This window comes from Leclercia adecarboxylata, from assembly GCF_006874705.1.
In the GTDB taxonomy this organism is placed as follows: domain Bacteria; phylum Pseudomonadota; class Gammaproteobacteria; order Enterobacterales; family Enterobacteriaceae; genus Enterobacter; species Enterobacter adecarboxylatus_C.
On record NZ_CP035382.1, the window covers coordinates 3179324 to 3192388 of the forward strand.

Genomic DNA, 13065 nt, shown 5'->3' on the forward strand with positions numbered 1-13065 from the left:
GTCACAATGCCAGAAGGACCGGAGATCCGCCGCGCGGCGGATAGCCTGGAGGCGGCGATAAAAGGCAAACCGCTCACCGACGTGTGGTTTGCTTTCCCTCAGTTAAAATCCTTTGAGTCCCGGCTTATCGGGGAGAAGGTCACCCATCTGGAGACGCGCGGCAAAGCGCTGCTTACGCACTTCTCCAACCAGCTGACGCTCTACAGCCATAACCAGCTGTACGGCGTCTGGCGGGTGGTCGAGACCGGTCAGGAGCCGCAGACCACGCGGGTGCTGCGCGTTAAATTACAGACCGCAGATAAAACCATTTTGCTCTACAGCGCCTCAGATATTGAGATGCTGACGGCGGAGCAGCTTACCACCCATCCCTTCCTGCAACGGGTGGGGCCGGATGTGCTGGATTTACGCCTGACGGCAGAAGATGTGAAAGCGCGGTTGCTGTCAGCAAAATTCCGCAATCGCCAGTTTTCAGGGCTGCTGCTGGACCAGTCGTTTCTGGCCGGTTTAGGCAACTATCTGCGGGTCGAAATTCTGTGGCAGGTGGGGCTGGCGCCACAACACAAGGCATCACAGCTGACCGAACAACAGCTTGATGCGCTGGCGCACGCGCTGCTGGCTATCCCGCGTCTGTCGTACAACACCCGTGGGGTGGTGAATGACAAGAAGCATCACGGGGCGTTGTTCCGGTTTAAGGTGTTTCATCGGGCCGGGAAAAAGTGTGAGCGGTGCGGTGGGGTGATTGAGAAAACCTCGCTTTCTTCCCGACCGTTTTACTGGTGCCCACATTGTCAGACATAAAAAAGCCGGGTGGCGCTAACGCTTACCCGGCCTACGTCGCTTTTGTAGGCCCGGCAAGCGTAGCGCCGCCGGGCGTTTCTTTTAGCGTGTGGTGATGTCGCTTTCGAAGTTACGCTGCTCGTAGCCGGTATACAGCTGACGTGGACGCGCAATTTTCATTCCCTCGGTGTGCATTTCGTTCCAGTGTGCAATCCAGCCCACGGTACGCGCCATCGCGAAGATTACGGTAAACATGGAAGACGGAATGCCCATCGCTTTCAGGATGATACCGGAGTAGAAGTCGACATTCGGGTAGAGCTTCTTCTCGATGAAGTACGGGTCGTTCAGCGCGATGTGCTCCAGCTCCATCGCCACCTGCAGCAGGTCATCTTTGGTGCCCAGCTCTTTCAGTACTTCATGGCAGGTTTCACGCATGACGGTTGCGCGCGGATCGTAGTTTTTGTAAACACGGTGACCGAAGCCCATCAGACGGAAGGAGTCATTCTTGTCTTTCGCACGGCGTACGAATTCAGGAATGTGCTCAACGGAGCTGATCTCTTCCAGCATCTTCAGTGCGGCTTCGTTCGCGCCGCCGTGTGCCGGCCCCCACAGGGAGGCAATACCTGCTGCGATACAGGCGAACGGGTTGGCACCGGAGGAGCCTGCGGTACGCACGGTAGAGGTGGAGGCGTTCTGCTCGTGGTCAGCGTGCAGGATCAGAATACGATCCATAGCGCGTTCCAGAACCGGGTTCACTTCGTACTCTTCGCACGGCGTGGCGAACATCATACGCAGGAAGTTACCGGCGTAGGAGAGGTCGTTGCGTGGATAAACAAACGGCTGTCCGATGGAGTATTTGTAACACATCGCGGCCATGGTAGGCATTTTGGACAGCAGACGGAATGCGGCGATATCGCGATGACGCTGGTTATTCACGTCAAGGGAGTCATGGTAAAACGCGGCCAGCGCCCCGGTGATCCCGCACATTACCGCCATCGGATGCGAATCACGACGGAACGCATGGAACAGACGGGTGATCTGCTCATGAATCATGGTGTGGCGGGTAACGGTGGTTTTGAACTCATCGTACTGTTCCTGGGTCGGCTTTTCGCCGTTCAGCAGGATGTAGCACACTTCCAGATAGTTGGATTCAGTGGCTAATTGATCGATGGGGAAACCGCGGTGCAGCAGGATGCCTTCGTCACCGTCGATGTAGGTGATTTTGGACTCGCAAGATGCGGTGGAGGTGAAACCAGGGTCGAAGGTGAATACACCTTTTGAACCCAACGTACGGATATCAATAACATCCTGACCGAGCGTGCCTTTTAGCACATCCAGTTCAATAGCATCGTCACCACCCAGGGTGAGTTTTGCCTTAGTATCAGCCATTTACGGTCTCCTTAGCGCCTTATTGCTTAAGACTGCCCATAACCGGATTTGCATTCAGCTGATTTATCATTGTTACCAGTTTGTTATTTGGCTCGCCGCTCAGCTCACGAGGAGAAACCAGGGTACAGAGCAATGGCGCTAGCAGGTAAACAAATGAAAAATCAGAGAAATAACAGCAAATCAGTGTTTGTGCAGTCCGAATTATTCAAACCTGTATACCACTAATAACTGTCCTGATAACTTCGGTCAATACCATCACACTGTTACATAACTTATTCTCAGGTGAAAGAGAGACCTCATAACTTTTGCGCATTATATGCCTTTTCTGGTGATGTTTGTAACAATAATGTTTAACATTTGTCAAATCAGATGATTAAAAATTAAAAAGATGTTGTTATCGTGACCCTGATCACTGTTCCGCATAAAACCAGACAAACTGTATGTAGGTTAATTGTAATGATTTTGTGAACGGCCTATACTGCCGCCAGGTCTCCGGAAAACCCTGCAATCCCGAGCCAACCAGCGTTGTAACGTGTCATTTGAGCATCTGGAAGCAATGTTTTGCATGACGCACAGTTATATAAAAGGCACGCTGTCTGACCCGCATCGCAGTCCGGAGGAAGGAAACTATAAGAACAGCATGTGGGCGTTATTCATGATAAGAAATGTGAAAAAACAAAGACCTGTCAATCTGGATCTCAAAACGATCCGATTCCCCGTAACGGCAATAGCGTCCATCCTTCATCGTGTATCCGGTGTGATCACGTTTGTCGCGGTGGGTATCCTGTTATGGTTACTGGGTACCAGCCTCTCGTCTCCGGAAGGATTCCAGCAGGCCTCCGACATCATGAACGGTTTCTTCGTGAAATTTATCATGTGGGGCATCCTGACCGCGCTGGCCTATCACGTTGTTGGCGGTGTCCGCCATATGCTGATGGACTTCGGCTATCTGGAAGAGACCTTCGAAGCCGGCAAACGTACTGCTAACATTTCATTTGTCATCACTGTCGTGCTTTCACTTCTCGCAGGAGTTCTCGTATGGTAAGCAACGCCTCCGCATTGGGACGCAACGGCGTACATGACTTCATTCTGGTCCGTGCTACCGCTATCGTTCTCACCCTCTACATCATCTACATGATCGGTTTCTTTGCCACCAGCGGCGACCTGACGTGGGAAATCTGGACCGGTTTCTTCGGTTCGGCGTTCACCAAAGTCTTCACCCTGCTGGCGCTGGCCTCCATCCTGATCCACGCGTGGATTGGCATGTGGCAGGTACTGACCGATTACGTTAAACCCGTCGCGATTCGTCTCGTTCTGCAGCTGGCTATCGTAGTTGCTCTTGCGGTTTACGTTATTTATGGATTCGTTGTGGTGTGGGGTGTGTAATGAAACTGCCAGTCAGAGAATTTGATGCTGTAGTGATTGGTGCCGGTGGCGCAGGTATGCGCGCGGCGCTGCAAATTTCCCAGAGCGGCCAGAGCTGTGCGCTGCTCTCTAAAGTCTTCCCGACCCGTTCCCATACCGTATCTGCGCAGGGTGGCATCACCGTTGCGCTCGGTAATACCCATGATGATAACTGGGAATGGCATATGTACGACACGGTGAAAGGCTCCGACTATATCGGTGACCAGGACGCCATTGAATATATGTGTAAAACCGGCCCGGAAGCGATTCTGGAGCTGGACCATATGGGTCTGCCATTCTCCCGCCTGGAGAACGGCACCATCTATCAACGTCCGTTTGGCGGCCAGTCGAAAGACTTTGGCGGCGAGCAGGCGGCACGTACCGCGGCAGCGGCCGACCGTACCGGTCACGCCCTGCTGCATACCCTGTATCAGCAGAACCTCAAGAACAAAACCACCATCTTCTCCGAGTGGTATGCGCTGGATCTGGTGAAAAACGAAGATGGCGCCGTGGTGGGTTGTACCGCCCTGTGCATCGAAACCGGTGAAGTGGTTTACTTCAAAGCCCGCGCGACCGTGCTGGCGACCGGCGGCGCAGGCCGTATCTACCAGTCCACCACTAACGCCCATATCAACACCGGTGACGGCGTCGGTATGGCGATCCGCGCTGGCGTGCCGGTGCAGGATATGGAGATGTGGCAGTTCCACCCAACCGGTATCGCCGGTGCGGGCGTGCTGGTGACAGAAGGCTGCCGTGGTGAAGGTGGCTATCTGCTGAACAAACACGGCGAACGCTTCATGGAGCGTTATGCCCCGAATGCAAAAGACCTGGCGGGTCGTGACGTGGTGGCGCGTTCCATCATGATCGAAATCCGTGAAGGTCGTGGCTGCGATGGTCCATGGGGCCCGCACGCGAAGCTGAAGCTTGACCATCTGGGTAAAGACGTTCTGGAATCCCGCCTGCCGGGCATCCTTGAGCTGTCCCGTACCTTTGCTCACGTCGATCCAGTCAAAGAGCCAATCCCGGTTATCCCAACCTGCCACTACATGATGGGCGGTATTCCGACCAAAGTGACCGGCCAGGCGCTGACCGTGAACGAGCAGGGCGAAGACGTGGTGATCCCGGGCCTGTTCGCGGTAGGCGAAATTGCCTGCGTATCCGTACACGGCGCCAACCGTCTGGGCGGTAACTCCCTGCTCGACCTGGTGGTGTTTGGTCGTGCGGTGGGTCTGCATCTGCAGGAGTCCATTGCCGAGCAGGGGCCGCTGCGTGATGCGACCGAAGCCAATATCGACGCCTCTCTGGAACGTCTCAACCGCTGGAACGGTAACCGCAACGGCGAAGATCCGGTGGAAATCCGTAAAGCGCTGCAGGAGTGCATGCAGCACAACTTCTCGGTCTTCCGCGAAGGCGATGCGATGGCGAAAGGGCTTGAGCAGCTGAAAGCGATCCGCGAGCGTCTGAAAAATGCCCGTCTGGACGATACTTCCAGCGAGTTCAACACCCAGCGCGTCGAGTGTCTGGAGCTGGATAACCTGATGGAAACCGCTTACGCAACCGCGGTCTCTGCAAACTTCCGTACCGAAAGCCGTGGCGCGCATAGCCGCTTCGACTTCCCGGATCGTGACGACGAAAACTGGCTGTGCCATTCCCTGTATCTGCCAGAGTCGGAATCCATGACACGTCGTAGCGTCAATATGGAACCGAAACTGCGTCCGGCGTTCCCGCCGAAGATTCGTACTTATTAATGCGGAGACAGGACAATGAAACTCGAATTCTCAGTTTATCGTTATAACCCGGATGTTGATGACGCTCCGCGTATGCAGGATTACACCCTGGAAGCGGAAGAAGGCCGGGACATGATGCTGCTTGATGCCTTAATGCAGCTGAAAGAAAAAGATCCGACACTGTCATTCCGTCGCTCCTGCCGTGAAGGGGTATGTGGCTCCGACGGCCTGAACATGAACGGCAAAAACGGTCTGGCCTGTATCACGCCGATCTCTGCGCTCAACCGTCCGGGACAGAAAATTGTGATCCGTCCTCTGCCTGGTTTGCCGGTCGTTCGCGATTTGGTGGTGGACATGGGGCAATTCTATGCACAATATGAGAAGATTAAGCCTTACTTGTTGAATAATGGGCAAAATCCACCCGCTCGCGAGCATTTACAGTCGCCAGAGCAGCGTGAAAAACTCGATGGCCTGTATGAGTGTATTCTCTGTGCATGTTGTTCGACCTCTTGCCCGTCGTTCTGGTGGAACCCGGACAAGTTTATCGGCCCGGCTGGCCTGCTGGCAGCGTACCGCTTCCTGATTGACAGCCGCGATACCGAAACCGACAACCGCCTGGAAGGGCTGAGTGATGCTTTCAGCGTATTCCGCTGCCACAGCATCATGAACTGCGTCAGTGTATGTCCTAAGGGGCTGAACCCGACGCGCGCTATCGGCCACATTAAGTCGATGTTGTTGCAGCGCAGTGCGTAAGTAACAACGCCGGATGGCGCTGCGCTTATCCGGCCTACGTCACAGTAGGCCCGGTCAGCGTGGCGCCACCGGGCAAAATGCAGAAACCTTTAAAAACTGCCAGATAAGTAAATAATCGAGACGTTCAGCGCGAGACAAGGCGCGGTTGAACGAATCCCGGAGCATAGTGAACTATGTGACTGGGATGAGTGAAAGCCGTAACGCAGTCGCAGCCGGAACGAAGAAGATTATTTAGACAGTTTCTAAAGGTTCCTTCGCGGGCCAAAGTAAAAGAGCTCGCAGGTGAACCCCGGCACGTACACGTGGTGTGCGTGGTAGTTTCTACGGCGAAAGTAAGCATAAAAATGCTTAAGGGATCACGATGCAGAACGGCGCAATGAAAGCCTGGCTGGACTCTTCATTCCTCTCTGGTGCAAACCAAAGCTGGATTGAACAGCTCTATGAAGACTTCTTAACCGACCCTGACTCAGTGGACGCTAACTGGCGTTCGATGTTCCAGCAGTTACCTGGAACAGGAGTCAAACCGGATCAATTTCATTCCAAAACACGTGATTATTTCCGTCGTCTGGCGAAGGATGCCTCACGTTACTCTTCCGCCATCTCCGACCCTGACACCAATGCGAAACAGGTTAAAGTCCTGCAGCTGATTAACGCCTACCGTTTCCGTGGCCACCAGCATGCGAATCTGGATCCGCTGGGGCTGTGGCAGCAGGAGCGCGTGGCGGATCTCGATCCGGCTTATCACGATCTGACCGAAGCTGATTTCCAGGAAACCTTCAACGTGGGTTCTTTCGCCATCGGCAAAGACACGATGAAGCTGGGCGAGCTGCTGACTGCGCTGAAGCAGACCTACTGCGGCTCTATCGGTGCGGAATATATGCATATCACCTCAACTGAAGAGAAACGCTGGATCCAGCAGCGCATCGAATCGGTTGCCGGTAAATCCACCTTCAATGCTGACGAGAAAAAACGCTTCCTGAGCGAGCTGACCGCAGCAGAAGGGCTGGAGCGCTACCTCGGTGCCAAATTCCCGGGGGCAAAACGCTTCTCGCTGGAAGGCGGCGATGCGCTGGTGCCAATGCTGAAAGAGCTGATCCGCCATGCGGGCAACAGCGGTACCCGCGAAGTGGTACTGGGCATGGCGCACCGTGGTCGTCTGAACGTACTGATCAACGTGCTGGGTAAAAAGCCGCAGGATCTGTTCGACGAATTCGCGGGCAAACATAAAGAACACCTCGGTACCGGTGACGTGAAGTACCACATGGGCTTCTCATCGGATATCGAAACCAACGGCGGCCTGGTCCACATGGCCCTGGCGTTTAACCCGTCACACCTCGAGATCGTGAGCCCGGTGGTTATCGGTTCCGTGCGTGCGCGTCTGGATCGTCTCGACGAGCCGAGCAGCAACAAAGTGCTGCCAATCACCATTCACGGCGATGCGGCGATCACCGGTCAGGGTGTGGTTCAGGAAACCCTGAACATGTCCAAAGCGCGGGGTTACGAAGTGGGCGGTACCGTTCGCATCGTGATCAACAACCAGGTGGGCTTCACCACCTCTAACCCGCTGGATGCGCGTTCTACGCCATACTGTACCGACATTGGTAAGATGGTCCAGGCGCCAATTTTCCACGTGAACGCTGATGATCCAGAAGCCGTGGCATTCGTCACCCGTCTGGCGCTGGACTTCCGTAATACCTTCAAGCGTGACGTGCTGATCGACCTGTTCTGCTACCGTCGTCACGGTCACAACGAAGCGGACGAGCCAAGTGCAACCCAGCCGCTGATGTACCAGAAAATCAAAAAGCATCCGACTCCGCGCAAAATCTATGCTGACAAGCTGGAAGCGGACAAAGTGGTCACGCTGGAAGATGCCACCGAGATGGTTAATCTGTACCGCGATGCGCTGGATGCCGGCGAGTGCGTGGTGAAAGAGCTGCGTCCAATGAACATGCACTCCTTCACCTGGTCGCCGTACCTCAACCACGAGTGGGATGAGAGCTACCCGAACAAGGTCGAGATGAAGCGTCTGCAGGAGCTGGCGAAACGCATCAGCACCGTGCCAGAAGCGATCGAGATGCAGTCCCGCGTGCAGAAAATCTATTCTGACCGTCAGTCAATGGCGGCAGGCGAGAAGCTGTTCGACTGGGGTGGCGCAGAAAACCTGGCCTATGCGACCCTGGTTGACGAAGGCATTCCGGTTCGTCTGTCCGGTGAAGATGCGGGCCGTGGCACCTTCTTCCACCGCCATGCGGTGATCCATAACCAGACCAACGGTTCAACTTACACCCCGCTGCAGCATGTGCATAACGGTCAGGGCCAGTTCAAGGTCTGGGACTCCGTGCTGTCTGAAGAAGCGGTCCTGGCATTCGAATACGGTTACGCCACTGCAGAACCACGCACCCTGACCATCTGGGAAGCGCAGTTCGGTGACTTCGCCAACGGTGCGCAGGTGGTTATCGACCAGTTCATCTCTTCCGGCGAGCAGAAGTGGGGCCGTATGTGTGGCCTGGTGATGCTGCTGCCGCACGGCTATGAAGGGCAGGGTCCGGAGCACTCCTCCGCGCGTCTGGAGCGTTATCTGCAACTCTGCGCCGAGCAGAACATGCAGGTTTGTGTTCCGTCTACCCCGGCACAGGTTTACCACATGCTGCGTCGTCAGGCGCTGCGCGGGATGCGTCGTCCGCTGGTCGTCATGTCACCGAAATCGCTGCTGCGTCACCCGCTGGCGGTTTCCACGCTGGATGAGCTGGCGAACGGCACCTTCCTGCCGGCGATTGGCGAGATTGACGAGCTGGATCCACAGGCGGTGAAACGTGTGGTGATGTGTTCTGGTAAGGTTTATTACGACCTGCTGGAACAGCGCCGTAAGAACGACCAGAAAGATGTCGCCATCGTGCGTATCGAACAGCTTTATCCATTCCCGCATCAGGCGATGCAGGAAGTGCTGAAACAATATGCTCACGTACATGATTTTGTCTGGTGCCAGGAAGAGCCGCTCAACCAGGGCGCATGGTACTGCAGCCAGCATCATTTCCGTGAAGTCATTCCATTTGGGTCTGCCCTGCGTTACGCAGGTCGCCCGGCCTCCGCCTCTCCGGCGGTAGGGTATATGTCCGTTCACCAGAAGCAGCAACAAGATCTGGTCAATGACGCGCTGAACGTCGATTAATTAAAGGATACATAATGAGTAGCGTAGATATTCTTGTTCCCGACCTGCCTGAGTCTGTAGCAGATGCGACCGTCGCCACCTGGCACAAAAAACCGGGCGATAGCGTTAAGCGCGATGAAGTGCTGGTAGAAATCGAAACTGACAAAGTGGTACTGGAAGTACCGGCATCGGCGGATGGCATTCTGGATGCAGTCCTGGAAGATGAAGGCACGACCGTGACCTCTCGCCAGATCCTGGGTCGCCTGCGTGAAGGCAACAGCGCGGGCAAAGAGTCCAGCGCCAAATCTGAAGAGAAGGCCTCTACGCCGGCCCAGCGCCAGCAGGCTTCTCTGGAAGAGCAAAGCAACGACGCGCTCAGCCCGGCGATCCGTCGCCTGCTGGCTGAACACAACCTCGACGCTGCGGCCATTAAAGGCACCGGTGTGGGCGGTCGTCTGACCCGCGAAGATGTGGAAAAACACCTGGCGAAAGCGCCAGCTGCACCGGAAGCGAAAGCACCGGCTGCCGCACCAGCAGCACAGCCTGCTCTGGGCGCTCGCAGTGAAAAACGCGTGCCGATGACCCGCCTGCGTAAGCGCGTGGCCGAACGTCTGCTGGAGGCGAAGAACTCCACCGCGATGCTGACCACCTTCAACGAAGTGAACATGAAGCCAATCATGGACCTGCGTAAGCAGTACGGTGATGCGTTTGAAAAACGTCACGGTATCCGTCTGGGCTTTATGTCTTTCTACGTGAAGGCGGTGGTTGAAGCGCTGAAACGCTACCCGGAAGTGAACGCGTCCATCGATGGCGATGATGTGGTTTATCACAACTACTTCGACGTCAGCATGGCGGTATCTACCCCGCGCGGCCTGGTGACCCCGGTTCTGCGTGATGTAGACACCCTGGGCATGGCTGACATCGAAAAGAACATCAAAGAACTGGCAGTGAAAGGCCGTGACGGCAAGCTGACCGTAGACGATCTGACCGGCGGTAACTTCACCATTACCAACGGCGGCGTTTTCGGCTCGCTGATGTCTACTCCGATCATCAACCCACCGCAGAGTGCGATCCTGGGCATGCACGCCATCAAAGATCGTCCGATGGCGGTTGACGGTAAAGTCGAGATCCTGCCGATGATGTACCTGGCGCTCTCCTACGATCACCGCCTGATCGACGGCCGCGAGTCAGTGGGCTTCCTGGTCGCCATTAAAGAGCTGCTGGAAGATCCAACCCGTCTGCTGCTGGACGTTTAGTTTTTAGCCGTACTGCCCGGCGGCGCTTTGCCTGCCGGGCCTACAAAAGCATGACCTAACGATTACCCTGAAGGATGGATAGAACACATGAACTTACATGAATATCAGGCAAAACAGCTGTTTGCCCGGTATGGCTTGCCGGCTCCGGTGGGTTATGCCTGCAATACCCCTCGTGAAGCAGAAGAAGCCGCATCTAAAATCGGCGCCGGTCCTTGGGTAGTGAAATGTCAGGTTCACGCTGGCGGCCGCGGCAAAGCGGGCGGTGTGAAAGTTGTTAACAGTAAAGAAGAGATCCGCGCATTTGCTGAGCACTGGCTGGGCAAACGTCTGGTGACCTATCAGACAGACGCGAGCGGCCAGCCGGTTAACCAGATTCTGGTTGAAGCGGCGACCGACATTGCAAAAGAACTGTACCTCGGCGCCGTGGTAGACCGCAGCTCCCGTCGCGTGGTGTTTATGGCCTCTACCGAAGGCGGCGTGGAAATCGAAAAAGTGGCGGAAGAGACCCCGCACCTGATCCACAAAGTAGCCATCGATCCGCTGGCAGGCCCAATGCCTTACCAGGGTCGCGAGCTGGCATTCAAACTGGGTCTGGAAGGTAAACTGGTGCAGCAATTCACCAAGATCTTCATGGGCCTGGCAAATATCTTCCTGGAGCGCGATCTGGCGCTGATCGAAATCAACCCGCTGGTGATCACTAAGCAGGGCGACCTGATCTGCCTCGACGGCAAACTGGGCGCTGACGGCAACGCGCTGTTCCGCCAGGCCGATCTGCGCGAAATGCGTGACCAGTCTCAGGAAGATCCACGTGAAGCGCAGGCTGCACAGTGGGAACTGAACTACGTGGCACTTGATGGCAACATCGGCTGCATGGTTAACGGTGCGGGCCTGGCAATGGGCACCATGGACATCGTTAAGCTGCACGGCGGCGAGCCGGCAAACTTCCTCGACGTGGGCGGCGGCGCGACCAAAGAGCGCGTGACCGAAGCCTTCAAAATCATCCTCTCTGACGACAACGTGAAAGCGGTTCTGGTGAACATCTTCGGCGGCATCGTACGTTGCGACCTGATCGCTGACGGTATCATCGGTGCGGTAGAAGAAGTGGGCGTGAACGTCCCGGTTGTTGTGCGTCTGGAAGGGAACAACGCTGAACTCGGCGCGAAAAAACTGGCTGACAGCGGCCTGAATATTATTGCAGCGAAAAGTCTGACGGATGCCGCTCAGCAGGTAGTTGCCGCAGTGGAGGGGAAATAATGTCCGTTTTAATTAATAAAGATACCAAAGTCATCTGCCAGGGCTTCACCGGTAGCCAGGGTTCATTCCACTCTGAGCAGGCGATTGCCTACGGTACGCAGATGGTTGGCGGCGTAACGCCAGGTAAAGGCGGCACTACCCACCTGGGCCTGCCGGTGTTCAACACCGTACGTGAAGCAGTAGAAGCGACTGGCGCGACCGCCACCGTGATCTACGTTCCGGCCCCGTTCTGCAAAGACTCCATTCTGGAAGCGATCGACGCAGGCATCAAACTGATCATCACCATCACCGAAGGTATCCCGACGCTGGATATGCTGACCGTGAAAGTGAAGCTGGACGAAGCTGGCGTGCGCATGATCGGGCCAAACTGCCCGGGCGTGATCACCCCAGGTGAATGTAAAATCGGCATCATGCCGGGCCACATTCACAAGCCGGGCAAAGTGGGCATCGTCTCCCGTTCCGGTACCCTGACCTATGAAGCGGTTAAGCAGACCACCGACTATGGTTTCGGCCAGTCCACCTGTGTGGGCATCGGCGGCGACCCAATCCCGGGCTCTAACTTCATCGACATCCTGAAGCTGTTCCAGGAAGACCCGCAGACTGAAGCGATCGTCATGATCGGTGAAATTGGCGGCAGCGCGGAAGAAGAAGCGGCTGCTTATATCAAAGATCACGTCACCAAGCCGGTTGTAGGTTACATCGCGGGCGTGACTGCGCCTAAAGGCAAGCGTATGGGCCACGCAGGCGCCATCATCGCGGGCGGCAAAGGTACTGCGGACGAGAAATTCGCAGCGCTGGAAGCAGCAGGCGTGAAAACCGTGCGCAGCCTGGCTGACATCGGTGAAGCGCTGAAGTCCATCATTAAGTAAATCCTCTCTGCTCCCCGTGCGGGGAGCTTTGACATAATAAATGTCCGTTTCGACATGGTTGGCCATCGTAAGATGGCCTTTTTTTTGCTGCGGGCTGGTGCTAAAGAGGTTTAAGCGGGGAGGACGGCTGAAAGATTAACGAACAGGCGGCATGAGATCCTTATTTTTGGCAGGTAAACACAAAACGTTAACATTGCAGTGTTAATTTATGGATTATTAAAAGTAAAATATTTGTAATAAAAACCACGGATATAAGCGCAATAAAAAAATACTGTGAAATGACTAACATTAACAGTTCGGCATCAATAAAAATTTGAACCCGTAGCCGCGTTAATTTAAATCACCTTTATTTATATTTCCTCCTTTCATTGATAACTATTACCAGCATCTTTAAACATATCGTTAACATTGCGCTCACTGAATTCACCATATGGAAACACCCTTAACACGTCTGCGCAATATTGATTTATATCAATATTTAATACCTG

10 protein-coding genes are annotated in these 13065 nt (G+C 55.0%); 9 read left to right on the top strand and 1 reads right to left on the bottom strand.

The window, feature by feature from the left end:
• Nucleotides 1-6 precede the first annotated feature (6 nt).
• Complete coding sequence (gene nei / locus ES815_RS16100; protein ID WP_142488712.1) at nucleotides 7-798, top strand: endonuclease VIII; 792 nt, start codon at nucleotides 7-9, stop codon at nucleotides 796-798.
• 81 nt (nucleotides 799-879) lie between these two features.
• Here the strand turns inward: nei and ES815_RS16105 are convergent, their stop codons facing one another.
• A complete protein-coding gene (locus ES815_RS16105; RefSeq protein WP_142488713.1) occupies nucleotides 880-2166 on the bottom strand; it encodes a citrate synthase in 1287 nt (428 codons plus the stop codon).
• A 640-nt stretch (nucleotides 2167-2806) separates the two neighbouring features.
• On the opposite strand from ES815_RS16105, the gene sdhC reads away from it, so the two are divergent.
• The 8 genes from sdhC (at nucleotide 2807) to sucD (ending at nucleotide 12577) form a co-directional block, all read left to right on the top strand.
• Complete coding sequence (gene sdhC / locus ES815_RS16110) at nucleotides 2807-3211, top strand: succinate dehydrogenase cytochrome b556 subunit (protein ID WP_185902418.1); 405 nt, start codon at nucleotides 2807-2809, stop codon at nucleotides 3209-3211.
• Nucleotides 3205-3552: a succinate dehydrogenase membrane anchor subunit gene (sdhD, locus tag ES815_RS16115; RefSeq protein WP_142488714.1), complete on the top strand. Its 348-nt coding sequence runs from the start codon at nucleotides 3205-3207 to the stop codon at nucleotides 3550-3552. The genes sdhC and sdhD overlap by 7 nt, the downstream gene beginning before the upstream one ends.
• Nucleotides 3552-5318 carry a succinate dehydrogenase flavoprotein subunit gene (gene sdhA, locus ES815_RS16120; RefSeq protein WP_142488715.1) on the top strand — a complete coding sequence of 589 codons (1767 nt, stop codon included), beginning with the start codon at nucleotides 3552-3554 and terminating at the stop codon, nucleotides 5316-5318. Before sdhD ends, sdhA begins: the two co-directional genes overlap by 1 nt.
• A 15-nt stretch (nucleotides 5319-5333) precedes the next feature.
• Complete coding sequence (sdhB, locus tag ES815_RS16125) at nucleotides 5334-6050, top strand: succinate dehydrogenase iron-sulfur subunit SdhB (RefSeq protein ID WP_103178719.1); 717 nt, start codon at nucleotides 5334-5336, stop codon at nucleotides 6048-6050.
• Nucleotides 6051-6411: 361 nt separating this feature from the next.
• On the top strand, nucleotides 6412-9219 hold the full coding sequence (sucA, locus tag ES815_RS16130; RefSeq protein ID WP_142488716.1) for a 2-oxoglutarate dehydrogenase E1 component: 2808 nt from the start codon (nucleotides 6412-6414) through the stop codon (nucleotides 9217-9219).
• A gap of 14 nt (nucleotides 9220-9233) precedes the next feature.
• On the top strand, nucleotides 9234-10454 hold the full coding sequence (odhB, locus tag ES815_RS16135) for a 2-oxoglutarate dehydrogenase complex dihydrolipoyllysine-residue succinyltransferase (protein ID WP_142488717.1): 1221 nt from the start codon (nucleotides 9234-9236) through the stop codon (nucleotides 10452-10454).
• 87 nt (nucleotides 10455-10541) lie between these two features.
• Nucleotides 10542-11708 carry an ADP-forming succinate--CoA ligase subunit beta gene (sucC, locus tag ES815_RS16140; RefSeq protein WP_142488718.1) on the top strand — a complete coding sequence of 389 codons (1167 nt, stop codon included), beginning with the start codon at nucleotides 10542-10544 and terminating at the stop codon, nucleotides 11706-11708.
• On the top strand, nucleotides 11708-12577 hold the full coding sequence (gene sucD / locus ES815_RS16145; RefSeq protein WP_032617085.1) for a succinate--CoA ligase subunit alpha: 870 nt from the start codon (nucleotides 11708-11710) through the stop codon (nucleotides 12575-12577). Before sucC ends, sucD begins: the two co-directional genes overlap by 1 nt.
• Nucleotides 12578-13065: the final 488 nt, after the last annotated feature.

What these genes read in the sequence shown, in the direction of transcription:
- nei (WP_142488712.1), top strand. Translation starts at nt 7, where the DNA reads ATGCCAGAAGGACCGGAGATCCGCCGCGCGGCGGATAGCCTGGAGGCG.
- ES815_RS16105 (WP_142488713.1), bottom strand. Translation starts at nt 2,166, where the DNA reads ATGGCTGATACTAAGGCAAAACTCACCCTGGGTGGTGACGATGCTATT.
- sdhC (WP_185902418.1), top strand. Translation starts at nt 2,807, where the DNA reads ATGTGGGCGTTATTCATGATAAGAAATGTGAAAAAACAAAGACCTGTC.
- sdhD (WP_142488714.1), top strand. Translation starts at nt 3,205, where the DNA reads ATGGTAAGCAACGCCTCCGCATTGGGACGCAACGGCGTACATGACTTC.
- sdhA (WP_142488715.1), top strand. Translation starts at nt 3,552, where the DNA reads ATGAAACTGCCAGTCAGAGAATTTGATGCTGTAGTGATTGGTGCCGGT.
- sdhB (WP_103178719.1), top strand. Translation starts at nt 5,334, where the DNA reads ATGAAACTCGAATTCTCAGTTTATCGTTATAACCCGGATGTTGATGAC.
- sucA (WP_142488716.1), top strand. Translation starts at nt 6,412, where the DNA reads ATGCAGAACGGCGCAATGAAAGCCTGGCTGGACTCTTCATTCCTCTCT.
- odhB (WP_142488717.1), top strand. Translation starts at nt 9,234, where the DNA reads ATGAGTAGCGTAGATATTCTTGTTCCCGACCTGCCTGAGTCTGTAGCA.
- sucC (WP_142488718.1), top strand. Translation starts at nt 10,542, where the DNA reads ATGAACTTACATGAATATCAGGCAAAACAGCTGTTTGCCCGGTATGGC.
- sucD (WP_032617085.1), top strand. Translation starts at nt 11,708, where the DNA reads ATGTCCGTTTTAATTAATAAAGATACCAAAGTCATCTGCCAGGGCTTC.